General features: G+C 73.9%; 21 protein-coding genes. 11 read left to right on the top strand and 10 right to left on the bottom strand.

Going from position 1 to position 21,947, the window contains the following annotated elements:
- Positions 1–35: 35 nt before the first annotated feature.
- The gene (locus ACIO6U_RS23565; RefSeq protein ID WP_391045183.1) at positions 36–1,859 is read right to left on the bottom strand and encodes an HSP90 family protein; all 1,824 of its coding nucleotides are present in this window, start codon (positions 1,857–1,859) and stop codon (positions 36–38) included.
- Positions 1,860–2,114: 255 nt separating this feature from the next.
- On the opposite strand from ACIO6U_RS23565, the gene ACIO6U_RS23560 reads away from it, so the two are divergent.
- On the top strand, positions 2,115–3,521 hold the full coding sequence (locus ACIO6U_RS23560) for a GNAT family N-acetyltransferase (RefSeq protein ID WP_401721884.1): 1,407 nt from the start codon (positions 2,115–2,117) through the stop codon (positions 3,519–3,521).
- A 238-nt stretch (positions 3,522–3,759) separates the two neighbouring features.
- On the opposite strand, the gene ACIO6U_RS23555 is transcribed toward ACIO6U_RS23560, so the two are convergent.
- Complete coding sequence (locus tag ACIO6U_RS23555; RefSeq protein WP_401721881.1) at positions 3,760–4,953, bottom strand: trans-sulfuration enzyme family protein; 1,194 nt, start codon at positions 4,951–4,953, stop codon at positions 3,760–3,762.
- A gap of 60 nt (positions 4,954–5,013) precedes the next feature.
- Between ACIO6U_RS23555 and ACIO6U_RS23550 the strand changes: the two genes are divergently transcribed.
- From ACIO6U_RS23550 to ACIO6U_RS23540, 3 genes are all read left to right on the top strand, one after another.
- Complete coding sequence (locus ACIO6U_RS23550) at positions 5,014–5,490, top strand: Lrp/AsnC family transcriptional regulator (RefSeq protein ID WP_355341262.1); 477 nt, start codon at positions 5,014–5,016, stop codon at positions 5,488–5,490.
- A 155-nt stretch (positions 5,491–5,645) separates the two neighbouring features.
- On the top strand, positions 5,646–7,334 hold the full coding sequence (locus ACIO6U_RS23545) for a DUF885 domain-containing protein (protein WP_355341265.1): 1,689 nt from the start codon (positions 5,646–5,648) through the stop codon (positions 7,332–7,334).
- A gap of 304 nt (positions 7,335–7,638) precedes the next feature.
- Entirely contained in the window at positions 7,639–8,163 is a 525-nt protein-coding gene (locus ACIO6U_RS23540; RefSeq protein ID WP_355341268.1) for a GNAT family protein, read from the top strand.
- A 25-nt stretch (positions 8,164–8,188) separates the two neighbouring features.
- On the opposite strand, the gene ACIO6U_RS23535 is transcribed toward ACIO6U_RS23540, so the two are convergent.
- Positions 8,189–8,707, bottom strand: coding sequence for a rhodanese-like domain-containing protein (locus ACIO6U_RS23535; RefSeq protein WP_401721878.1), 519 nt, complete (start codon positions 8,705–8,707; stop codon positions 8,189–8,191).
- 94 nt (positions 8,708–8,801) lie between these two features.
- Between ACIO6U_RS23535 and ACIO6U_RS23530 the strand changes: the two genes are divergently transcribed.
- Positions 8,802–9,248 (top strand): Lrp/AsnC family transcriptional regulator, encoded by a 447-nt coding sequence (locus ACIO6U_RS23530; RefSeq protein WP_355341274.1) that lies wholly within the window; start codon positions 8,802–8,804, stop codon positions 9,246–9,248.
- Here the strand turns inward: ACIO6U_RS23530 and ACIO6U_RS23525 are convergent.
- Both ACIO6U_RS23525 and ACIO6U_RS23520 read right to left on the bottom strand, forming a co-directional pair.
- On the bottom strand, positions 9,238–12,636 hold the full coding sequence (locus tag ACIO6U_RS23525) for an AAA family ATPase (protein WP_401721875.1): 3,399 nt from the start codon (positions 12,634–12,636) through the stop codon (positions 9,238–9,240). The genes ACIO6U_RS23530 and ACIO6U_RS23525 overlap by 11 nt on opposite strands.
- Positions 12,636–13,835 (bottom strand): exonuclease SbcCD subunit D, encoded by a 1,200-nt coding sequence (locus ACIO6U_RS23520; protein WP_401721872.1) that lies wholly within the window; start codon positions 13,833–13,835, stop codon positions 12,636–12,638. Before ACIO6U_RS23520 ends, ACIO6U_RS23525 begins: the two co-directional genes overlap by 1 nt.
- A gap of 403 nt (positions 13,836–14,238) precedes the next feature.
- Between ACIO6U_RS23520 and ACIO6U_RS23515 the strand changes: the two genes are divergently transcribed.
- Both ACIO6U_RS23515 and ACIO6U_RS23510 read left to right on the top strand, forming a co-directional pair.
- Positions 14,239–15,300, top strand: a complete 1,062-nt coding sequence (locus ACIO6U_RS23515) for an MDR family NADP-dependent oxidoreductase (RefSeq protein WP_401721869.1) — start codon at positions 14,239–14,241, stop codon at positions 15,298–15,300.
- A gap of 37 nt (positions 15,301–15,337) precedes the next feature.
- The gene (locus ACIO6U_RS23510) at positions 15,338–15,709 is read left to right on the top strand and encodes a MerR family transcriptional regulator (protein ID WP_391117895.1); all 372 of its coding nucleotides are present in this window, start codon (positions 15,338–15,340) and stop codon (positions 15,707–15,709) included.
- Positions 15,710–15,735: 26 nt separating this feature from the next.
- Here ACIO6U_RS23510 and ACIO6U_RS23505 read toward each other — a convergent pair whose 3' ends face one another.
- Positions 15,736–16,368 (bottom strand): YigZ family protein, encoded by a 633-nt coding sequence (locus ACIO6U_RS23505; protein WP_391045207.1) that lies wholly within the window; start codon positions 16,366–16,368, stop codon positions 15,736–15,738.
- A 108-nt stretch (positions 16,369–16,476) separates the two neighbouring features.
- Between ACIO6U_RS23505 and ACIO6U_RS23500 the strand changes: the two genes are divergently transcribed.
- Both ACIO6U_RS23500 and ACIO6U_RS23495 read left to right on the top strand, forming a co-directional pair.
- Entirely contained in the window at positions 16,477–16,884 is a 408-nt protein-coding gene (locus tag ACIO6U_RS23500; protein ID WP_355341292.1) for a CoA-binding protein, read from the top strand.
- Positions 16,885–16,906: 22 nt separating this feature from the next.
- Positions 16,907–17,143: a hypothetical protein gene (locus ACIO6U_RS23495; protein WP_401721865.1), complete on the top strand. Its 237-nt coding sequence runs from the start codon at positions 16,907–16,909 to the stop codon at positions 17,141–17,143.
- Positions 17,144–17,176: 33 nt separating this feature from the next.
- Here ACIO6U_RS23495 and ACIO6U_RS23490 read toward each other — a convergent pair whose 3' ends face one another.
- Complete coding sequence (locus ACIO6U_RS23490; RefSeq protein WP_401721862.1) at positions 17,177–17,707, bottom strand: YbaK/EbsC family protein; 531 nt, start codon at positions 17,705–17,707, stop codon at positions 17,177–17,179.
- Between the two features lie 64 nt (positions 17,708–17,771).
- Complete coding sequence (locus ACIO6U_RS23485; protein WP_401721859.1) at positions 17,772–18,524, bottom strand: acyltransferase; 753 nt, start codon at positions 18,522–18,524, stop codon at positions 17,772–17,774.
- A 143-nt stretch (positions 18,525–18,667) separates the two neighbouring features.
- Between ACIO6U_RS23485 and ACIO6U_RS23480 the strand changes: the two genes are divergently transcribed.
- A complete protein-coding gene (locus tag ACIO6U_RS23480) occupies positions 18,668–19,180 on the top strand; it encodes a gamma carbonic anhydrase family protein (RefSeq protein WP_355341366.1) in 513 nt (170 codons plus the stop codon).
- A gap of 129 nt (positions 19,181–19,309) precedes the next feature.
- On the opposite strand, the gene ACIO6U_RS23475 is transcribed toward ACIO6U_RS23480, so the two are convergent.
- Together ACIO6U_RS23475 and ACIO6U_RS23470 are read right to left on the bottom strand one after the other, a co-directional pair.
- On the bottom strand, positions 19,310–19,972 hold the full coding sequence (locus ACIO6U_RS23475; protein WP_355341304.1) for a DedA family protein: 663 nt from the start codon (positions 19,970–19,972) through the stop codon (positions 19,310–19,312).
- A gap of 163 nt (positions 19,973–20,135) precedes the next feature.
- Entirely contained in the window at positions 20,136–20,588 is a 453-nt protein-coding gene (locus ACIO6U_RS23470; RefSeq protein ID WP_355341307.1) for a DUF4442 domain-containing protein, read from the bottom strand.
- Between the two features lie 72 nt (positions 20,589–20,660).
- Between ACIO6U_RS23470 and ACIO6U_RS23465 the strand changes: the two genes are divergently transcribed.
- Entirely contained in the window at positions 20,661–21,926 is a 1,266-nt protein-coding gene (locus ACIO6U_RS23465) for a hypothetical protein (RefSeq protein ID WP_355341310.1), read from the top strand.
- The last annotated feature ends 21 nt before the right edge of the window (positions 21,927–21,947 follow it).

Genomic DNA, 21,947 nt, shown 5'->3' with positions numbered 1-21,947 from the left:
GACGCCGCGCCGTGGCCCGGTCGGACACGTCGTCCTCATCGGCCCTCCTCCTGCCCGGCCGGGTGGTCGGTGGCCCACTGGAGCAGGTCGAGGAAGGCCCGGTTGAGCAGCGCGGTGTCGGCGGGCCGCAACGGCCGCTGCGCCATCAACAGCGCCTGACCGTACAGCGCTTCGACGGAGCTGGCCACCAGGTCGCGGGCGCCGAGCGCGCCGATCCTGCGCACCAGCGGGTTGAGGTGGTTCAGGACCAGCCGGGCCCTGGGCGCGGTGCCGCGCAGCGATCCGAGGATGCCCGCCCACAGGTCGTCGGCCTGTTCCTCTTCCTCCTCGCGGGCGCGCTCGTGCCGGGCCGACCGGTCGTCGAGGTGCAGCGCGGGAACGGTGAGCGGGTGGAACGTGCGCAGCACGACGTCGCACCCCAGCGGGTCGAGTGCGGCGCGGGCGACGGCGAGGAAGCCCGACAGGGCCAGTTCCTCGGCCGGGTCGACCGTGTCGAGGTGGGCGGTGACGGTGTCGGCGTCCAGTTCCGCGACCGGGGTGCCCGGCCGTACCCGCGGGAGCATCCCGACCAGGTCGGCGTCGTACGTGTAACCGCCGTTGACCACGCCCATGCCCTGGGCGGCGGCGATGGCGGCGACCTGGCGGAATTCCTCGACGGTGCGGGTGAAGTGCACGGTCGGGTGGCGGCGGGCGAATTCGTCGAGCGACTGCTGCCCGTCGGTGGTCTCGAACGGCAGCCAGGGCAGCATCACCCGCAGCAGGTCGGGGTCGTGCCGGGCGAGCGTCTTCACGCCGAGGTGGTGCACGGACAGGAAGTGTCCGAGGCGTTCCGGCTCGCCCGCGGCCAGCGTCGTCAGCCACTCCTTGATCCGCTCGCCCAGCGCGTCGCGGACGGCGGCGAGCGTCTCGTCGGCGTAGAGGTGTTCGCGGGACGCGGTCGGCCGCAGGCTGTCGGTGTCGATGACGCAGCGGACGAAGAAGGCCCAGTCCGGGAGGAGTTCGTCGGCGCGGTCGGTGAGCAGCATGCCCTTGAGGTGCACGCGGTGGCCCGCGCGCTGGGCCGGGCTGACGGCCGAGGGCAGGACGTACGCGATGCCGCGCACTCCGGCGACCGGCACGTCGAGGTCGATGGCGTCCAGCGGCAGGAAGCCGAACTGCTCCTGGCAGTGCCTGGCCAACTCCACCCGGCGGGCCCCGGCGCTGGCGTGCCGGCGCTCCCAGACCGGCGGCCGGTCGGTGACGGGCGTGTCGTCCACCCGGATGTCGTACGGCAGCAGCGAGCCGAAGTCGCGGGTGACGGCGGTGACCCGCTCGGGTGTGAACCAGTCGGCGGCGCCGGGCCGCGCGGTGAGGTGCACGGTGGTGCCGGGTTCGGTCCTGGCGTCGTCCGGCAGCGTGCGTACGGTGTACGAGCCGTCGTCGCGCGCGGACCATTCGACCGGCGGCGCGTCCGGGGTCCGGGCGGAGCGGCTGACCACGCGGATGGTGTCGGCGACGACGAAGCAGGCCAGCAGGCCGATGCCGAACTGGCCGAGGAATTCGGTGCGGGCGGAGGCGATGCCGTTCTCCAGCGCGTCGCGCTTGGAGCTGCGTCCGATGGTGGCCAGCAGATTGTGCACGTCGGCCTCGGTGAGGCCGATCCCGGTGTCCTCGACGCGCAGCGCGCCGGGTTCGGTGTGCAGCAGGACGCGGGCGGGCGCGTCCTGGTCCTGCGCGCGGCGGGCGGTGATCGCGTCGACGCCGTTCTGCAGAAGTTCCCGCAGGTAGACCTTCGGGCTGGAGTAGAGGTGGTGGGAGAGGAGATCCACCAGGCCACGCAGATCGACCTGGAAGGTGTGCGGTGTCTGTTCTGCAGTCATCGTCGCTGCGCCGGTGGGGGTAGCTGCTTCGGCGCGGGTAGGGCGGCTCGGGTGGTCCGCGGCGGGGTGAAGTCGGGCCATCGTAGGCGGCGCGGGGGCTCGTTGACCATGGGGCCATGGATGCCGCACTCCGGCGCGAGAGGGGCGCATTCGGCAAAAACGTTGAAAACGTAAGTTAACCGAAAAGATCCGTCCTTTACCGGCCGGTCACGGAACGTTCGTGATCACGCAACACATCTTAGGCATGGTAGACGTATGTCTCAGTCGACTCCTGCCCATCCCGGATCCCGTCAGCATCACTGGCGCCGCGAATTCGTCGAAGTGGCCGCGCTGTTCACGGCGATGGCCACCGCCGACCTGATCGCCGAGACGGTGGGGCACGGACCCGACGGCCGGGTGCTGCTGGTCATGTCGGCGGCGGCGCTGCTCGCGGTCGCGGGCTTCCACACCTGGTGGGCACGCGGGCGCGGCCACGCGCCACCGGCCGCCGCGCCGCGGTCGGGCGAGGACGGACGCGCCGACGCATCCGCCGACGAGGCAGGCGCCGAGCGCGCGGGCGACCGTACCGACGGCGAGACGACGCTGTGGCGGCTGCGGACGACCGTGCGCGACGCCCCCGGCAGCCTGGGCGCGGTGTGCACGGCGCTCGCGGGCAGCCGCGTCGACATCGTCACCCTTCAGACGCACCCGCTGGCCGACGGCACGGTGGACGAGTTCCTGCTGCGGGCCCCTGCGGCGCTGCCCGCCACGGCGCTCGCCCGGACCGTCACCGCCGCGGGCGGCACCGACACATGGACGGAGCGGGCGGACGCCCACGACCTGGTGGACACCCCGACCCGCATGCTCACCCTGGCCACCCGTACGGCGCTCGACGCGGCGGAACTGCCGCTCGCGCTGCGGCAGTTGTTCGGCCGCTGCACCATCCGCTCGACGCCCGCGCCCGCCGACGCCACCGCTCACGCCGAGGACGCGCTCGACGGAACCGTGATGCGGCTGCGCGACCCGTCGGGCGGCACGATCACCGTCCAGCGCGACCATCTCCCCTTCACGCCCACCGAGTTCGCCAGGGCGCGGGCCCTGCTGGAACTCGACGCGCGGCTCGGCGCGCGCCTCGGGGCCAGGACGCCCGACGCCAAGGACGTCCTGACGCTCCCCGAGGGCAACGAGATCACGATCCGCCGCGCCGGGCCCGAGGACCGCGAAGCCGCCCTGGCCATGCACGAGCGCTGCTCCCCCGGCACTCTCGCCCTGCGCTACCACGGCCCCGTGGGCGACGCCGACCGCTACCTCGCCCACCTGCTCAGCCCCCGCTTCGGCCAGTCCCTCGCCGTCGAGACCGCCTCCGGCCGCCTGGTCGCCCTCGGCCACCTTCTCTGGGACGGCGACGAGAACGAGGTCGCCCTCCTCGTCGAGGACGGCTGGCAGCGGCGCGGCATCGGTGCGGCCATGCTGCGCAAGCTGGTCGCCATGGCCGCCGAGGCCGGGCGTGACAGCGTTTACGCTGTCACGCAGTCGACCAACACCGGCATGGTCGCCGCCATGCGCGAGCTCGCGCTGCCGCTCGACTACCAGGTCGAGGACGGCACCCTCGTCATCACCGCCACCCTGGCGTCTGCCGACGCCCCTTCCCCCCTCCCCCGCACCACCCAGGACCGCACCTGACGCCTCGGGTCACGCCCCGAAGGGGCGCGGGGCGGGTGCACTGCCGTCGCGCAGGGCCTGATTTCCAGGGGCGCGGGGAACTGCGCGGCCCGCCCCCACCGGGCTGTCAGCCCGAGAACGACAGCAACTGCCCCTCCGGGGCCGGTATTTCAAGGCCCGCCACCATCGTGGCTGAGCGCGCAGTTCCCCGCGCCCCTCAAACGATCGGCCTACCCTCCTGCGTCAGCGGAGAACGCGGTCAGACGTCGATGCGACGTACGCCGGGTGCGGCCGAGGTGGTGGAGGACGCGAGCGCGAGCGTCAGGTCGGACCAGAGGTCGTCGACGTCTTCGAGGCCGACCGAAAGGCGGAGGAGCCGTTCGCTGACGCCGGAGCGGGAGCGATCGGCCTCGGGGACGATGCGGTGGCTGATGGAGGCGGGGTGCTGGATGAGGGTGTCGACGCTGCCGAGGCTGACGGCCGGGGTGATGAGGCGGACGCCGCCGATGACGGCGTGGGGGTCGCCGAGGACTTCGAAGGCGATCATGGCCCCGCCGATCCGCGGGTAGTGGACGGCGCCCACGCGGGGATCGGCGGTGAGGCGCTGGGCCAGTTCCGCGGCGGTCGCGGAGGCCGCCCGCATGCGTACCGGAAGCGTGGAGAGCCCGCGCAGCAGGAGGTAGCCGGCGAGCGGGTGCAGGACGCCTCCGGTGGCGAACCGCACCTTGCGCAGGCGCCGCGCGAAATCCTCGTCGCAGGCCACGGCGCCGCCGAGCACGTCGCCGTGGCCGCCCAGGTACTTGGTCGCGCTGTGCAGCACGACCCGGGCGCCGGATTCGGCGGGCCTCTGGAGTACGGGCGTGGCGAAGGTGTTGTCGACCAGCAGCGGCACGGTGCCGCAGGAGTGGGCGACGGCCCGCAGATCGACCTCCGCGAGCGTCGGGTTGGCGGGCGTCTCGACGATGACGAGACCGGTGTCGGGCCGCATCGCGTCCGCGATGCCCGCCGGGTCGGTCCAGGTCACCTCGGTACCGAGCAGTCCGGCCGTCAGCAGGTGGTCGCTGCATCCGTACAGCGGCCGGACGGCGACGACATGACGCAGCCCGTCGGCGGCGCGCGCCAGCAGGCAGGCGGTCAGCGCGGCCATCCCGCTGGCGAAGGCCACCGCGGCCTCGGTGCCCTCCAGCCGGGCCAGCGCGGTCTCGAAGCGGGCGGTGGTGGGATTGTCCAGCCGGGCGTAGACGGGCGGGCCTTCGAGCTGTTCGCCGGTGGCGGCGAAGGCGTCGATCCGCCGGGCCTCGGCGCGGCTGTCGTACGACGGGTAGGTGGTGGACAGGTCGAGCGGCACGGCGTGCACGCCGAGGGCCGCGAGGTCTTCGCGCCCGGCGTGCACGGCCTCGGTGGCCAGGGTCAGGCGGGGCCGGGACGGTGTCGTTGCTGCTGTCGTCTCCATGTGCTCCAGGCTGAACGCTCGCCGGGCGTCGTGGGAGAACGCCCGTGCTACGTTCGCCCGATGTCTGATTCCGTCGCGCTGGATCCGGTGGATCTGGAGATTCTCCGGCTGCTGCAGAACGATGCCCGGACCACGTACCGCGACCTCGCGGCGGCCGTCGGTGTGGCGCCGTCGACCTGCCTCGACCGGGTGGCCCGGCTGCGGCGCGGCGGCGTGATCCTCGGGCACGAGCTGCGGCTGGACCCGGCGAAGCTGGGCCGCGGTCTGGAGGCGCTTCTTCTGGTGCAGGTACGGCCGCACCGCAGGGAGTTGATCACACCGTTCGTGGACCGCGTCCGCGCGCTGCCGGAGTCCCGCGCCCTGTTCCACCTCACCGGGCCCGACGACTATCTGGTGCATGTCGCGGTGACCGGTGCCACCGATCTCCAGCGGCTGGTGATCGACGAGTTCACCTCACGGCGGGAGGTCGCGCGGGTCGAGACGCGGCTGATCTTCCAGCAGTGGGCGTGCGGCCCGCTGCTGCCGCCCACGCCGTGACCCGGACGGTCCGATCCGTACCGGCCCGGCGGGGCTGTTCCGCGGGGCGCGAGGGCCGGGGAACACGCCCCCAGCTGCGGCGTACGCGCCAGGCGTAAGGCACCACGCACACAATGGTGGTGACGCGAGGGCCGGTCTCGTACCAGGATGGCGCCATGTCCAATATCACCAGCAGCCCTCTGCCCCGCCAGGTCGCCGACACCTACGTCGACGATCTCCTCGCTCTCGACCCGGTCCTCGGCACCTACCTCGGCGCCCCCGGCAGCGCCCGCCGCCTGCCGGACTTCTCACCGGCCGGCGCCGACGCCCTGGCCGCGCTGGCCCGTGCCACGCTGGACCGGTTGACCGAGGCGGAGGCGCGGCCCGGTGGCGAGAGCGACGCCGAGCGGCGGTGCGCGCGGCTGCTGCGCGAGCGGCTGAGCGCGGAACTCGCCGTGCACGCGGCCGACGAGCACCTGCGCGCGGTGAGCAACCTCAGCTCCCCCGCGCACAGCGTCCGGGACGCGTTCACCCTCATGCCGACCGACTCCGCGGCGGACTACGCCGATCTCGCCGCCCGGCTGCGCGCCGTCCCGGCCGCGCTCGACAGTTACCGCGCCGCGCTCGCCGAGGGCATGTCCCGCAAGCTGTACGCGGGCCCGCGCCAGGTGTCGACGGTCATCGGCCAGATCGGTGAGTGGATCGGCGACGACGGCGGGGAGAGCTGGTTCACCGCGCTCGTCGCCGAGGGGCCGCAGGAGCTGCGCGCCGAGCTGGACGCCGCCGCCGCCGAGACCACCGCCGCCTACGCGGCCCTGCGCGACTGGCTGCGCGACACGTACGCCCCCGCCGCCGAGGGCACGTCCGACACCGTGGGCCGCGAGCGCTACGCCCGCTGGTGCCGGCTGTGGAACGGTACGGACCTCGACCTGGACGAGGCGTACGCGTACGGCTGGTCCGAATACCACCGCATCCACGCCGAGATGGTCGCCGAGGCCGCGAAGATCCTGCCCGACAAGTCCCCCTGGGAGGTGCTGGCCCACCTGGACCAGCACGGCACCGCCATCGAGGGCGTGGACGAGGTACGCGACTGGCTCCAGGGCCTGATGGACGAGGCGATCCAGGCGCTGGACGGTACGCACTTCGAGCTGGCCGACCGGGTCAAGCGCGTCGAGTCCCGGATCGCGCCCCCCGGCGGCGCGGCGGCCCCGTACTACACCGGTCCTTCGGAGGACTTCAGCCGTCCCGGCCGTACGTGGCTGCCGACGATGGGCAAGACCCGTTTCCCGATCTTCGACCTGGTCTCCACCTGGTACCACGAGGGTGTGCCGGGCCATCACCTCCAGATCGCGCAGTGGGTGCACGTCGCCGAGAGCCTGTCCCGCTACCAGGCCACCGTCGGCATGGTCAGCGCCAACGCGGAGGGCTGGGCGCTGTACGCCGAGCGCCTCATGGACGAGCTGGGCTTCCTCACCGACCCCGAGCGGCGCCTGGGGTACCTGGACGCCCAGATGATGCGGGCCAACCGCGTCATCGTCGACATCGGCATGCACCTCGAACTGGACATCCCCGCCGACTCGCCCTTCCACCCGGGCGAGCGCTGGACGCCCGAGCTGGCCCGCGAGTTCTTCGGCCTCCACAGCGGCCGGCCCGCCGACTTCGTCGACAGCGAGCTCATCCGCTACCTCGGCATGCCCGGCCAGGCCATCGGCTACAAGCTCGGCGAGCGTGCCTGGCTCACCGGCCGCGAGACCGCTCGCGCGGCGCACGGCGACGCCTTCGACGCCAAGGCGTGGCACATGGCGGCCCTGTCGCTCGGGTCGCTGGGACTCGACGACCTGGTGGCGGAGATCTCGGCGCTCTGACCTCCGGTCGGGGCATTTCCCGGTGACGCGAGCCCCGCCTCGCCGCCCGGGGAGACCTGTGCCCAGAAGGCGCGCCGGGGGGAACCGCGCGCTCGGCCCCCACCGGTCCGGTGGTCGCGAAACAGCGTCTGCCCCACTGGGGCGACCCTGTGCCCGCGGCCCCGTGGGGGCCGGTCGCGCGGTTCCCCCCGCCCGCGGAAAAGCCGGGCGCGGCCCTCGGCACGGGGTCGCCGCGCGAGGCGGTTACGCTGCTGCCTTCCGGTTCGACGCCGGGACGACAGCTCGCAGAAGGCGGTACGGCTCGATGACGTTGCACGCTTCCCATGACGGTGGACGGCTGGTGCTGACGCAGGGCCGGTTGACCCTGCGTGAGCAGCTTCCGGAGGACGCGGCGCTGTTGGCGGACGGCAAGCCCGCCGGGTTGGTGTGGGTCGACGGCGTGCCGGGGGACGGCACGGTGGGCGCGGCCTCGATGACGGTGGCCGCCGCCGCGGCGGGCGTCTACCGGCCGGGCTGGGGCGTCTTCGCGATACAGCGCAGTGACGACCTGGTGGCGCTGGGCGGCGCCGGGTTCCACGGGCCGCCGGACGGCGGCGCGGTGGAGATCGGGTACGACCTGTCGGAGTCGGGGCGGGGCGCGGGCTGGGCCACGGACGCGGCGCGGGTGCTGTGCCAGTGGGCGCTCGCGCAGCCGGGTGTGCTGGTGGTGCTCGCCACCACGGAACCGGCGAACCGCCCGTCGCAGGCCGTTCTGGAGCGCGTCGGCTTCGTGCGGGTCGCGGACCGCGGCGAGCTGTGGGCGTACGAGCTGACGTCGCTGCCGGACTGAACGGCCGAACAGGCGGACGTCGGGGTCAGCAGCCGCAGTCGTCGGCGCCGACCGGCGCGGTCAGGGGGTCGGCCGCGCGCCGGGCGGGGCTGTCGGCCGTCTCGTACGCGAGGCCCTCGCGGATCCAGTACTCCATGCCGCCGAGCATTTCCTTGACCCGGTAGCCGAAGCCGGCCAGGGCGAGGGCGGCGCGGGTGGCGCCGTTGCAGGCGGGGCCCCAGCAGTGGACGACGACCGGGACGTCGCGGTCGAGGATTTCGGCGGCGAGTTCGGGGACGCGCGCGGTCGGCAGGTGGACGGCGCCGGGGATGTGGCCCTGGTCCCAGGACTCGGTGGAGCGGGAGTCGAGCACGACGAAGCCGGGGTCGCCGCCCGTGGCGCGGGCCGCCTCCAGTGACGCGGCGACATCGGAGACGTCGGTGTGGAAGGCCAGGGAGGCCGCGAAGTACGCGGCGGCGTCGGCGGGGGCTGCCGGCGGCACCCGCAGGACCGGGCCGACGGCGGTGGCAGGGGTGGCGCTGAGCTGGGATGTCCGCTGTGTCATGGCGCAGAATCTACGGTCGCGCCCGGCTTGCCGGAAGTGCGCTTCCCCCGCAAATGCCTTGATCGGCCGGGCTTTCCCCTGCTATCCCTCGTGCATGACCGCTTATTCCCTCGACCCGACCGACTGGCGGCTGCTGGAGGCCCTGCAACGCGACGGCCGGGCCAGTTACGCCGAGCTGGCCCGTACCGTCTCGATGTCGCCGAGCGCCGTCACGGAGCGGGTCCGGCGCCTGGAGGAGGCCGGGGTGATCACCGGATATTCGGCGGTGATCGACCACGACCGGATCGGGCTGCCGATCCTCGCGATGGTCCGGCTGCGCTATCCGACCGGCAATTACCGGCCGTTCCACGACATGCTGGCGACCACCCCCGAGGTGCTCGAGGCGCATCACGTGACGGGGGACGACTGCTTCGTGATGAAGGTCGCGGCGCGGTCCATGCGGCATCTGGAGGAGACCACCGGGCGGATCGCCGGGCTCGGCGCGGTCACGACCAGCATCGTCTACTCCTCACCGCTGGAGCGGCGCCCCCTCACGCTCTGACCGGCCCGCCTCCGGCGGCGGCCGGTGCCCCGGTCCGCATCCGCACGCTCGATCCGTCCCTGCCCTTGACGACCCGCAGTTGGGCCGGGATGCGGTGCCGCAGGTCGGCGACGTGGCTGACGATGCCCACCGCGCGGTCGCGTTCCCGCAGGCCGTCGAGGACGTCGAGCACTTCGTCGAGGGTCTGGTCGTCGAGGCTGCCGAAGCCCTCGTCGATGAAGAGGGTGTCGAGGCGGGCGCCGCCCGCCTCGTCGGTCACGACATCGGCGAGGCCGAGCGCGAGGGCGAGCGACGCGAAGAAGGTCTCGCCGCCGGAGAGCGTCGCGGTGTCGCGTTCGGTGCCGGTCCAGGCGTCGACCACCATCAGGCCGAGCCCCGACTTGGCCCGGCCGCCGCCGCGCGCGTCGGTGTGCACGAGGGTGTAGCGGCCCGAGGACATGCGCTGGAGGCGTACGGCCGCCGCGGCGGCGACCTGTTCCAGCCGCGCCGCCAGCACGTACGTCTCCAGCTCCATCCGGTAGCGGTTCTCCGCGGTGGTGGCGGAGGCGAGGTCGGAGAGCCGGGCGATGGCGTCGAACTCCGCGCGGGCCGGGGCGAGTTCCCTGGTACGGGTGGCGGCCTGCGCGGACAGCCGGTCGAGTTCGGCGCGGCGGGTCGCGGCGGCGGACTCGGCGGCCGATGCGGCGCGCAGCCGGTCGGTCGCGGCGGCGAGTGCGGCCTGCGCGGCTGCCGGTTCCGCGGGCGGCAGTTGGGCCGCGGCGGCGGGTTCGGGCGCGGCGAGGTCCGCTTCGACGGCGGCCTCCTCCTTGGCCCACGCTTCGGCCTCGCGCTCGGCGCGCCACAGCCGTTCCGGGTCGAGTAGCGCGGCCTCGGCGTCGGCGGGGGCCGCGAAACCGGCGCGGGTCGCGGCCTCCGCGAGCGCCGTGTCGGCCTCCGCGAGCCGCTGCCGGCTGTCGCTCCGGTCGCGTACGGCGTGCGCCGCCCGGTCGAGCAGCGCGATCCGCGCCGACAGCCGGGCCCGCCGGTCCGCGACGCTCGCGTACCCGGCCCGCGCCTGGGCCAACTCGGCGCTCAACCGGCGCTGCTGCGCGTCCAGTTCCTCCCGCCGCGAGGTGCGTACGTCGGTCCTGCTCTGTGCCTCGTGCCGCTGCGCCGTGCGGCGGTCGCGCTCCTGTTCCGCGCGCTCCAGCGCCCGGCGCGCCTCGGACACGTCGGCCGCCGCGCGTGCGGTGGAGGAGTGTTCGGCCTCCAGTACGGCGCAGGCGGCGGTCAGCCGGGCCAGCGGCTCGTCCCCCGCCGTGGCGGCTGCGGCCTCCCACGCGGCCCCGATCCGGTCGGCTTCGGCACGCGCCGACTCGTGCCCGGCCGTGGCGCGTTCGTAGGCGGCGCCGGCCGCGTCCTCGTCGGCGCGGGTGACCTGCTGCGCGGCGGGCCGCGCGGGGGCGGGGTGTTCCGGCGAGCCGCACACCCGGCAGGGCTCGCCGTCCGCCAACTGCTCGGCCAATTCGGCGGCGATGCCGTCGATCCTGGCCTCCCGCAGGTCCTGCCACGTCTCCCTGGCCCGTGCCGCCGTGTCCCGCGCGTCCCGCGCCCGGTCCTGAGCCCGCGTCAACTCCTGCGCCAGCCGGTCGCGTTGGTCCGCCGCGTCCCTGCGGCGGCGCGCGGTCTCCAGCTCAGCCGCCAGGCCCGCAGCCCTGGTCGCGGCCTCGGCCGCGCCGTCCGCCCTGGTCTGCAAGGCGGTGCGCAGCGACGGCCACTCCTCCAGCCATCCGTCGGCCTCGCGTACGGCTCCCTCGTCCGCGCGCTCCTCCCGGTCGAGCGCCGCGCGCCGCTCGGCGATCTCCCGCACGCGCTGCTCGGCCTCTCCGGCCCGGGCGAGGCCGCCCAGCTCCTCCCGCAGCTCCCCCGCGCGTCCCGCCAGCGCCTCGGCGCGCCAAGACCCGTGCTCCGCCGGGCTGTTGGGCGACACGGAGGCGGATTCGGGTGCCACCTCGCCCCGGTCGGCCTTCCGTTGCTCGCCGAGCCTGACGTCCTGACGGTCCACGGACCTGACCTCGGTCGGCCTGACGGTCCGCTCTTCGCCGTACCCGACAGACGCCCGATCGGCGGGCCCACCGGCCGACCGCTGCTCGCCGGGCCCGCCGAGCGGCAACTGGCCACCGGGCCCGGCGTCTTGGCCGTCCGAGGACCGGCCGGGCTCGGCCGGGCCGGAAGCCGGTCGGGGGCCCGGCGCGTCGGCCGCCAGTGGACCGGCCGCCTGCCGGGCGGGCGTCTCCACCGGGGATCGGTGGTGCGGTACGGCGGGCGTCGGGGGCTGTTCGCCCGCGGTCGTCAGGTCCGTGAGGACGCGGCCTTCGAGGGCGACGGCTTCACGGTGTTGGAGGGCGGCCTTGTCGCGCAGGGCGAGGGCGGGTTCGACGGTCGCGGCGCGGTGGGCGCGGGCCAGGCGGTCGCGGGCGGCGGCGCGGTGGTCGCGCTCGCCGTCGAGGGCGGCGGCGCGGCGGCGGGCCTCGGCGTGCCGGGACTGGAGGGCGGAGAGGTCGCGGGCGGCGTCGAAGCCGGTGGCGGCGGCGCGGTGGGCGGCCTCGGCGTGCCGCAGGGCCTGCGCGGCGATCGTGGCGGTCTCGCGGGCGTCGCAGCGCAGGACCGCGGCCCACTCCAACAGCCCTTCGGGCGAGGGGCCTTCGTCCGGCGCTCCGTCAGCAACGGCCCCGGCCGCCAGGCCGCCCGCGGCCTGCCGCATCCGCTCGGCGAGGTGGACCAGCCCCTTGTCACCGGCGGCGAGCCGCCCGGCCGCGTCCTGCTTGCGGTCGCGCAGCCAGTGCTCGACGGCCTTGAAGCGGCGCGTGTCGAAGAGCCGTCCGAGCAGTGCGGTCCTTTCGGTGGCGCTCGCGCGCAGGAAGGTGGCGAATTCGCCCTGCGGCAGCAGCACGACCTGGCAGAACTGCTCGCAGCTCATGCCGACGAGCTGCTTGATCTCCTCGCCGATCTCCTGGTGCGACTTGGACAGCGCCTGCCATCCGCCGTCCTTGTGCTCGCGCAGCAGCGTGACGGCCTTGTCCATGGTGGTGCCGGTGCCGCGCTTCTTCGCGCGCGGCTGCTCGGGCCGCCGGGTGATCTCCAACCGCCGTGTCCCGACGGTCAGTTCGAGGACGACCTCGGTGGCGGTGCCCGCCGCCGCGTGGTCGCTGCGCAGCCGCGTCACCGGCCGGGCGCCGGGCACCTGGCCGTAGAGGGCGTAACAGACGCCGTCCAGGACGGAGGTCTTGCCGGAGCCGGTGGGGCCGTGCAGGAGGAAGAGCCCGGCGGCGGAGAGTTCGTCGAAGTCGACGCGCTGGGTGGCCGCGAAGGGGCCGAAGGCGGTGAGTTCGAGGCGGTGCAGTCGCATCAGGCGCGTTCCGTCCGTACGGTGTCCGCCCGTACCGCGTCGAAGGCCGCGCTCAGCGTGGCGCTCTCGTGCGCGGCGGGCGCGGAGCCGCGGACGTGGGCGACGAAGTCCTCGGCGATCTGCTGGTCGCTGCGCCCGCGCAGCCGCCTGGCGTACGAGGCGAGCGGGTCGTCGTCACCGGTCTCGGGCTCGAAGGCGAGGCTGAGGACGTGCGGGAAGCGTTTCGCGAGCGCGGCCATCGGCTCGTGCGGGCGGAAGGGGTCGGTGAGGGTGGCCTCCACCCAGGCGTCCTCGTGCCGGTCGAGCGCCGGGTCGGCGATCAGGTCGTCGAGACGTCCGCGGATCCGGGCGAGCGCGCGCGGCACGGGCGTGTCGACCCGTTCGGCGTCGATGGCGCCTTCGGGGCCGAGGCCGACCAGCCACATGCTCTTGCGGTGGTGCTCCTCGGAGAAGGAGTACGCGAGCGGCGAGCCGGAGTAGCGGATCCTCCCCTGGCCTTCGGCCAGGGGCTCGCCCGTCGCGTCGCGCTCGGTGAGGGTCTGGCAGCCGTGCAGGTGGCCGAGTGCCACGTAGTCGACGCCGTCGAAGACCCCGGCGGGTACGGCCTCGACGCCGCCCGCGGTGATGTCGCGCTCGCTGGCGCAGGGCGCGGCGCCGGTGACGAAGGCGTGCGCGAGCACGATGCTGCGCGTGCCCGCGGGGCGCTCGGCGAGGTCGGCGCGGATCCGGTCCATGGCGGCGCCGAGCACCGCCGTGTGGTCGGCCCGGTCGGCGGCGAACTCCTCGCGGGCCAGGGCCGGTTCGAGGTACGGCAGCCCGTAGACGGCGACGTCGCCGTGTTCGTCGGTGAGCACGACGGGCCGGTGGCAGCTCGCCGGGTCGGTGCGCAGGTGGATGCCGGAGCGGCCCATGACGCGGGCGCCGACGCCGAGCCGCCGGGCCGAGTCGTGGTTGCCGGAGATCATGACGGTGGGCACGTCCAGGTCGGCGAGCCGGTGCAATACGTCGTCGAAGAGTTCGACGGCGGACAGCGGCGGGACCGCGCGGTCGTAGACGTCCCCGGCGACGAGGACGGCGTCCACGCGTTCGGCGCGGACGGTGTCCACGAGGTGGTCGAGAAAGGCGCGCTGGGCGTCGAGCAGGCTGACGCGGTGGAAGGAGCGTCCCAGGTGCCAGTCCGAGGTGTGCAGAAATCTCACGCGACCGCTCCGACCCGCACGCTCACCCTCGCCGTTCCTCGACTCCCGCGGGTGTCAGACGACTTCGACTGGCTTCCGCGGGCACCTGTGCCGCGCCGCTTCCGGCGCCCGATCCGTACCGCTGCGATCTTCTCATCCGGGCTCGCGGCCCGTGCGCCGTGGCTCACCGGCGGTGGTCATGGAGTGTAGAAGGTCGCCGCCCGGCAGGCGGTGGAGATCGCTGATCAGGTCACCGGAAAGCCAGGAAACCGGTGTAAGACCCTGTAATTCGCCAGCAAATCCCCTAAAAGGGCACATCGCTTGACCCTGACGCGCGGGTCAGGGATTAACGTCACCGCGCCCCGGCCGACGGCACCGCACCACACCGCCGCCCCGAATCCGCGCGTCCTCAGGAGACCCGTCCATGTCCGCAACGCCACCGGTAACCCCTCAGGCAAGCCCCTCTGTCCTGCCCCGCACCAGCCGCGAAGTGCGGATCGTCGCCGTCCCCCGAGGACTGCCCTCACCCGCGGACTTCGCCGTCGTGCAGACGCCGCTCCCGGAGCCGGGCCCCGGCCAAGTCCTCGTCCGCAACCGGCACTTCCTCGTCTTCCCCGGCCTGCGCACCCTGCTCGGCGGTGAGAGCGACGGCGTCCCGCTGCCGCCGCTGCGCCACGGCGACACGCTCTTCGGGCCCGCCGTCGGCGAGGTGGTCGCCGCGCCCGACGGCGACGGGCCGCGTCCCGGTGACACGGTGCTGCACCTGCTCGGCTGGCGCGAGTACGCGCTGGTGCCCGCCGCCCAGTGCGCCGTGCTGGACGACACGCTGCCCGACCCGGTGGCGTATCTCGCCCAGGGTTCCTCCGCGTACGGCGCGCTCACCCGGCTGGCCCAGGTGCGGGCGGGCGACACCGTCTTCGTCACGGGCGCGGCGGGGGCGGTCGGCACACTGGCCGGGCAGATCGCCAGGCTGCTGGGCGCGGCCCGGGTGATCGGCAGTACGGGCCCGCCGTGGAAGGCCGACCGGCTGCGCTCCGAACTCGGCTACGACGCGGTCGTGTTGCGCGGCTCCGGGCCGTTCGCGCGTCAGCTCGCCGAGGCGGCGCCCGGCGGTGTGGACGTCGTGCTGGACACCGTCGGCGGCGAGCAGTTGGCCGCGGCTCTCGGCGCGGCCAACCAGGGCGCGCGCTTCGCGCTGATCGGCGCGCTGTCCGGGCAGCTCTCCGCGGACCGGGCGGGCGGCAGCGCTCCCGTCGAGATCGACTCGTACCGGCTCGTCGTCAAGGGCCTGTCCCTGCGCGGCTACAGCGGTACCGACCACCCGCAGGTCGAGGCGGAGTGGACCTCGCGCTTCGGCGGCTGGCTGCGCTCGGGCGAGATCCGCTTCCCTTACACGACGGTCACCGGCATCGATCGCGCGCCCGAGGCGCTGCCGGATCTGATCGGCGGGCGGCACTTCGGGGCTGCGATAGTGGAGCTGGAGTAGGGATGGGCTAGCCGTACGAGGACGGTCAGGGGGACGGATGCGGATCGGCGAAGCGGCGGCAGCCGCCGGAACCACCCCGCGCGCACTGCGCTTCTACGAGCAGCGCGGCCTGCTGCCGCCACCGGCCCGCACCGGCTCCGGCCAGCGCGACTACGGTCCCGCCGAGGTCGCCCGGCTGCGCGTGATCCGTGAGCTGCTCGCCCTCGGCCTGACCGTCGAGGATCTGCGCAGCCGCGCCCACCGCCTCCACCTCCTGGCGGCCGACCCGCCCGCCCCCTGCGACGGTTCCGCCGACCGGCCCGGCTCCTTCGCCGACGTCGTCGACCGCCGGCTCGCCCTCCTGGACGCCGAGATCGACCGCCTCACCCGCCTGCGCACCGACCTCGCGGAGCGCGCCCGAGGGCGCTAGGACGTGTCCGTAAAGTCGGACATGCCCTAGGGCGTCACGGTCACATACGCGCTTCCGCCCACCGTCACCTCGGCGGCGCCCGATGTGGCGTCCGCCAGCCAGGAACGGAAGCCGGGGAGATCCGCCTGCGGTACGCCCAGGTCGATGGTCACGGCGGCGGCGTACGCGACACCGCGGATGGCGTGTCCGGCGGCGCGCAGCTCGTTCTCCAGCCGCCCGGCCCGCTGGTGGTCCACGGTGACCGTGACCAGGACGAGCCGCCGCCGCTCGACCGTGCCGATCTCGTCCAGCGCGGCGGTGACGGCGCCCCCGTACGCGCGGGCCAGTCCGCCCGCCCCGAGCTGGACACCGCCGTAGTACCGCGTCACGACGGCCGCCGTGTCCCGGACCTCGCGGCCCAGCAGCGCCTGGAGCATCGGTGTGCCCGCCGTCCCGCCCGGCTCCCCGTCGTCGCTGGCCCGGTGCAGCCGCCCCTCGGGGCCGATGACGTACGCGAAGCAGTTGTGGCTGGCCCCGGCGTGCTCCTTGCGGACGCGGGCGATGAAGTCCTGCGCCGCCTCCTCGCTCGCCACGGGCGCGAGCGCGCACAGGAACCGCGAGCGCTTGATCTCGCTCTCGCAGACCCCCGCCCGCGCCACCGTCAGATACCGGTCCACCATCCGGTCAGCCTACGGGCCGCGACCGGGAATGGCGGGCGCGGGAGGCGTGTTTGACCAGGCACGACGGCAGTACGTGGACGATGTGACGGCGAGCGGCTGGAGGACGGCGTGTACGGCGACGCGGAGACGGTGCGGAAGATCCTGACCGGTACCGGGGACACCTGGGCGGTGGTGGGGCTGTCGAACAACACCTCACGGGCCGCCTACGGAGTCGCGGGCGTGCTCCAGCGGTTCGGCAAGCGGGTCGTGCCGGTGCACCCGAAGGCCGAGACCGTGCACGGCGAGCAGGGGTACGCCTCGCTGGCCGACATCCCGTTCCCGGTCGACGTGGTCGACGTGTTCGTGAACTCCTCGCTCGCGGGTGGGGTCGCGGACGACGCGGTGGCCGTGGGCGCGAAGGCGGTGTGGTTCCAGCTCGACGTGATCGACGAGGCGGCGTACGAGCGCACCCGGGCGGCCGGCCTGGAGATGGTGATGGACCGCTGCCCGGCGATCGAGATCCCGCGCCTGCCCTGACCTGTGGGTTTACGGTGGGGGTATGGGACGCAAAGCTCCGCCGCCGCCGTTCGGACTCGACGAGCGGACGTATGCGCAGCTCTGGTACTACGCGCTGCCGGTGCTGGCTTTCGTCCTCGGTCTGGTCGTGCTCGTGGCGCTGATGGGTGTGCTGTCCGGGGCGTGGAAGATCTTCGCCGTGCTGGCCGGTGGGGCGGTCGGTACAGCCGTGGTGGCGGGCGGCAGGGCCCTGCACCGCAGGCTGGAGGACCGCTCGTGACCTGCGGCTCCGCGGCCCGGTGGCCCCGCGTCGTCAGATGCCGAGTCCTTCGAGGACGACCGCTCCGGGCAGCGCGGCCAGCGCCTTGCCCGACACGATGAGCTTGCCGCGGCGCGCGCCGCTGCCGATGGCCAGGTGCGGCGCCTCCACGACGGCCGCGTCGACGAGCAGCGGCCAGTCGGCGGGCAGACCGACGGGGGTGATGCCGCCGTACTCCATGCCCGTCTCGCCCACGGCGGTGTCCATCGGCGCGAACGACGCCTTGCGCGAGCCCAGGTGGCGGCGGACCGCGCCGTTGACGTCGACGCGGGTGGTGGAGAGCACCAGGCACGCGGCGAGCGTGACGTCCTGGCCGCGCTTGCCCGCGACGACCACGCAGTTCGCCGAGGCGGTCAGCAGGTCGTCGCCGTAGGTCTCGACGAAGACGGCGGTGTCGGCCTTCTCCGGGTCCGTGTCGACGTAGAGCATGTCGGGTGTCACGGCGGCGGCGACCGGCGGCGGGAGCAGGTCGCGGCGCTCGGTGGCGGGGTGGGCTTCGTCGAAGTTGCCGATCGGTGCGCGCATACGGGCAACGTAACAAATGCCCGCACGGCCGCGGAGATTCAGGGCGAGCGCCGGGGCCGGGCGCTCAGGGCCGGTCCTCCAGATCGGCCAGCGCCAGCAGTTGCTCGGGGGTGACGCCCTCGGGGACCGGCAGCGGCGGCGGGGTGCGCAGGGGCGGCTGCCAGCCGGTGTCCGGGTCCCAGCGCCGTACGATCCGGGCCGGCGCTCCGGCGACCACCGCGAAGTCGGGCACCTCGCCGCGGACCACGGCGCCCGCCGCCACGACCACATTGCGGCCGAGCCGCGCGCCGGGCAGGATCACGCACCCCGAGCCGAGCCAGCTCCCGCTGCCGATCTCGACCGGCGCGGTGCGCGGCCACTGCTTGCCGACGGGCTGGGTCGTGTCGTCGTACGAGTGGTTGTCGCTGGTGACGTAGACGTACGGGCCGCAGTAGACGTCGTTGCCGAAAACCACCGGTACGGACGCGACGACGTGGCTGCCGCGGCCGAGGACGACGCCGTTGCCGAGGCGCAGGACGGGGTCGGGCCCGAGGTCGAGGCCCGGCATCATCCCGGCGGTGAGGGTGACCTGCTCGCCGATGACGCAGTGGTCGCCGAGGTAAATCCACGGCTCGCCGAAGACGGTGCCCTGCGGGAAGGCGAGCCGGGTGCCCTCGCCGATCCGGCCGAAGCGCAGCGGTCCCGGGCGCGCGGCGGTGACCGCGCCCGCGTTCTGCACCCAGCGCCACCCGCGGTGCACCATCCGCGATCCGACGCGGCGACGCCAGGCCGTGGCGGCGGCGGTCGCGGAGGAGAACACGTTCTCGTTCTTCGGCACGGGCCCACCGTATACGGTGCCGGGTGGAGACCACAGGACCGACGACGAGGGCGGTGGGCATGACGGACCCGGCGGTTACGCGGAGCGCGGGCGCGGCAGGCGCGGAGGGCGGGCGCACGGCGGGCGGCGGCGTCCCCGTACCGCTGATCGCGGACATTCTGGGCCGCGCACCGGAGATCGACCCGACCGCGTTCACCGCTCCCGGCTCGGTGGTGCTCGGGGACGTCACGCTGGGCGCGGGCGCGAGCGTCTGGTACCACGCGGTGCTGCGCGGCGACTGCGAGTCGATCACGGTCGGCGCGGGCTCCAACATCCAGGACAACTGCACGGTGCACGCCGACCCCGGCTTCCCCGCCGTCGTCGGCGAGGGCGTCACGGTCGGGCACAACGCCGTCCTGCACGGCTGTGTGATCGAGGACGACGTCCTGGTCGGGATGGGCGCCACGGTGCTCAACGGCGCGCACATCGGCACCGGTTCGCTGATCGCGGCGGCGGCGCTGGTCCCGCAGGGGATGCGGGTGCCGCCGGGATCACTGGTGGCGGGCGTGCCCGCGAAGGTGCGCAGGGAGCTGACCGAGGAGGAGAAGGCGACGGTACGGCTGAACGCCGAGCATTACGTGGCGCTGGCGGACGCGCACCGGGAGTCGCTGGGCTGACGGCGGACGCGCACCGCGAGTCCCTGACGCGACGGCCGACACACGGACGGCGAGTCCCTGACCGACGGCCGACGCGCGGACGGCGGGCCCGGAGGTCCGGGGCCCGCCGTCCGCGCAGTGTCGTATGGCCTACTCGCCCTGCGCCACCGCGACACCGGGTGCCGCCGGTGCCTCCTGCTGCTCGAACTCCGCCTGCGCCTTGGCGGCGCGCCGCCTCACGAAGAGGAACGAGGCGATGCCGAAGAGCACGGCCGCGGCGAGTCCGAAGTAGCCGAACCTCTTCAGCCAGGGTTCGGCGACCACGCCCACGTAATAGATGACCGCGGTGGTGCCGCCCGCCCAGACGATGCCGCCGAGCAGGTTCGCGATCAGGAACTTCCAGTACGGCATCTTGAGCACACCGGCCAGCGGCCCGGCGAAGATCCGCAGCAGGGCCACGAAGCGGCCGAAGAAGACCGCCCACATGCCCCAGCGCTGGAACGAGCGTTCCGCGGTGGCCACATGGCCGGGTGAGAAGTGTTTGGGGAATCTGCGGCCGAGCCGGTCGAGCAGCGGTTGGCCGCCGCGGTGCCCGATCGAGTAGCCGATGGAGTCGCCGCCGACCGCGCCGATGATGGCGGCGGTGCCGACCAGCCAGGGGTTGACGTGCCCTTGCGAGGACAGCAGCGCGGCGCTCATCAGGACGATCTCGCCGGGCAGCGGGATGCCCAGGCTCTCGACGCCGACGACCAGACCGACCATCAGATAGACGAGGATCGGCGGGATGCCGTCGAGCCACTCCTGGACGTGCACAGCGGGGTTCCTCCCCTGGACAACGGTGGGTTGCGCGCACGCGGCGCACACCGCCGAAGCCTAACGGACCGATCGCCGCGAAAGTCCGGTCAAGAGCGAGTCAAACAAGCCGATCGGCGGGCCGTCCGGGGCGGCGCTCCGCGACCGGCGTGAAGTGCCCGGTTCACCGGTTCGGCCGGAGCGTCCACACCACCGTCATGTGCGCGGTCTCGGCGCCGTCCTCCCTGCTGATGGAGATCTCGACGGGGAACTCGGGGCGCTCCCCCGCGTCCAGCTCGGCGACCACGTCGGCGGCGGGCCGCCCCAGTTCGGCGGTGGCCGTCACCGGGCCCATCGCCAGCTTGCTGTAGGCGATCTCGGCGCGGACGGCGAGCGGCACGGCCCGGCCGAGCTGGTCGCCGAAGGCGGCGAGCACGATCGCGCCGCTCGCGGACTCGGCGAGGGTGAACATCGCGCCCGCGTGCGGACCGCCGACGTGGTTGTGGAAGTCGGGCTGGTCGGGCAGCAGCACGACGGCGCGCTCCGCCGTGGTCTCGATGTACTCGAGGTTGAGGGTGCGGGCCATCGGCACGGTGGCCGCCATCATGTCGCCAATGGAAGGCAAGGTCTCGGACATGGCGCGATGTTACCAGTCAGTAGCGGTATCCGGCGTGGAACCGTCGGGCCCACTCCCCTAGTGTTTCCAGCCATGTGGCCAGGAGAACAGCACAACGGGGGAGAGCAGAACCCGCAGGGCGCCCCCCCGCCGAATCCGCCGGGGCCGTACGGCCGGCCGACGCCTTACGACACGCCCTCGCCGTACGCTCAGCCGGGCTACCAGCAGCAACCGAACCAGCCCGCCCAGTCCGGTCCGCCGAACTTCCAGAAGCCGCCGGAGCATCCGCCGGCCCCGCCCTACGGCCAGCCGCCCTCGGGACCTGGCCAGGCCGCGCCGCCGAACCAGTCCGCGGCGCCCACCCAGCCGTACGGGCAGCCCGGTTACGGCACCCCGTCCCCGTACAGCCAGCCCGGCTACGGGCAGCAGCCGCCCGGCGGCTACCCGACTCCGCAGAACTGGGGGCCGCCCGTGCCCGGCGGTCCCGGCGGTCCCGGCGGCCCTGGTGGCCAGCCGCCGCAGCGCGACCGCAAGGGGCTGACGGTCGGCATCGCGATCACCGCCGCTGTCGCGGTGATCGCCGCGGTCGTCGTCGGCGCGGTCTACCTCACCGGTGACGACAAGAAGAAGACGGACGCGAAGGACGGGAGTCCGACCGCGTCGGCGCCGCAGTCGCCCACGGGCACGCCGTCCACCACCGCGCCCACCTCCACCGCCACGGGCGGCAACGCCGACACGGGCGACTCGCCGCGCGGCGACCCGGCGGCGCTCGACGTCAAGCCGGTCATTCCGGGCTGGAAGGTCGTCATCCGCAGCGAGCGCAACGTCGCCTTCGACGTACCGCCGGACTGGTCGGTCGACAGCGAGGGCATGACGATCGGCTTCGAGGACAAGAACGGCGACCCGGCCGTCGCGATGAGCGCGCCCGCGTACTACAAGAAGGACTGGTGCAAGAACGGCAACAGCAGCGCCGACCGCGCCGCCGTGGGCACCAAGGGCGCCAACGGGGCGAAGAGCGTGCGCAACGCCGCCGAGGTGCAGGCCGTGTCGTGGGCGTACTGGGCCTACCAGGACAACGGCAAGGGCACCTTCTCCAAGGTGCAGAACAGCAAGGCGTTCCACAACGCGCACGGCATCTCGGGCTGGCAGGCGTCGGCCACCGCCGCCAACATCCCGAAGAGCAGCAAGTGCTCGGCGGACGGCGCCGCGTACACCGTCGCCTGGAGCGACCCGACGCAGACGGACGCCGCCAAGAAGCTCGTGGTGTGGGTGCTCTACGCCGACCGCGGGGTGCCCGACCAGCTCTCGGATTCGGTGATCGACAAGATCAAGAGCACGATCCGGCCGCTGAAGAAGTAGCAAGGAGCGGCGGGGAGCGAG

The sequence above is a fragment of the Streptomyces sp. NPDC087422 genome, from assembly GCF_044744145.1.
Lineage (GTDB): Bacteria > Actinomycetota > Actinomycetes > Streptomycetales > Streptomycetaceae > Actinacidiphila.
The sequence above is the reverse complement of the archived record's forward strand: the minus strand, read 5'-3'. Positions and strand labels throughout refer to the sequence as shown.

Excerpts from the sequence above, each read along its gene's own strand:
- ACIO6U_RS23565 (WP_391045183.1), bottom strand. The coding sequence starts at position 1,859 with ATGACTGCAGAACAGACACCGCACACCTTCCAGGTCGATCTGCGTGGC.
- ACIO6U_RS23560 (WP_401721884.1), top strand. The coding sequence starts at position 2,115 with ATGTCTCAGTCGACTCCTGCCCATCCCGGATCCCGTCAGCATCACTGG.
- ACIO6U_RS23555 (WP_401721881.1), bottom strand. The coding sequence starts at position 4,953 with ATGGAGACGACAGCAGCAACGACACCGTCCCGGCCCCGCCTGACCCTG.
- ACIO6U_RS23550 (WP_355341262.1), top strand. The coding sequence starts at position 5,014 with ATGTCTGATTCCGTCGCGCTGGATCCGGTGGATCTGGAGATTCTCCGG.
- ACIO6U_RS23545 (WP_355341265.1), top strand. The coding sequence starts at position 5,646 with ATGTCCAATATCACCAGCAGCCCTCTGCCCCGCCAGGTCGCCGACACC.
- ACIO6U_RS23540 (WP_355341268.1), top strand. The coding sequence starts at position 7,639 with ATGACGTTGCACGCTTCCCATGACGGTGGACGGCTGGTGCTGACGCAG.
- ACIO6U_RS23535 (WP_401721878.1), bottom strand. The coding sequence starts at position 8,707 with ATGACACAGCGGACATCCCAGCTCAGCGCCACCCCTGCCACCGCCGTC.
- ACIO6U_RS23530 (WP_355341274.1), top strand. The coding sequence starts at position 8,802 with ATGACCGCTTATTCCCTCGACCCGACCGACTGGCGGCTGCTGGAGGCC.
- ACIO6U_RS23525 (WP_401721875.1), bottom strand. The coding sequence starts at position 12,636 with ATGCGACTGCACCGCCTCGAACTCACCGCCTTCGGCCCCTTCGCGGCC.
- ACIO6U_RS23515 (WP_401721869.1), top strand. The coding sequence starts at position 14,239 with ATGTCCGCAACGCCACCGGTAACCCCTCAGGCAAGCCCCTCTGTCCTG.
- ACIO6U_RS23510 (WP_391117895.1), top strand. The coding sequence starts at position 15,338 with ATGCGGATCGGCGAAGCGGCGGCAGCCGCCGGAACCACCCCGCGCGCA.
- ACIO6U_RS23505 (WP_391045207.1), bottom strand. The coding sequence starts at position 16,368 with ATGGTGGACCGGTATCTGACGGTGGCGCGGGCGGGGGTCTGCGAGAGC.
- ACIO6U_RS23495 (WP_401721865.1), top strand. The coding sequence starts at position 16,907 with ATGGGACGCAAAGCTCCGCCGCCGCCGTTCGGACTCGACGAGCGGACG.
- ACIO6U_RS23490 (WP_401721862.1), bottom strand. The coding sequence starts at position 17,707 with ATGCGCGCACCGATCGGCAACTTCGACGAAGCCCACCCCGCCACCGAG.
- ACIO6U_RS23470 (WP_355341307.1), bottom strand. The coding sequence starts at position 20,588 with ATGTCCGAGACCTTGCCTTCCATTGGCGACATGATGGCGGCCACCGTG.
- ACIO6U_RS23465 (WP_355341310.1), top strand. The coding sequence starts at position 20,661 with ATGTGGCCAGGAGAACAGCACAACGGGGGAGAGCAGAACCCGCAGGGC.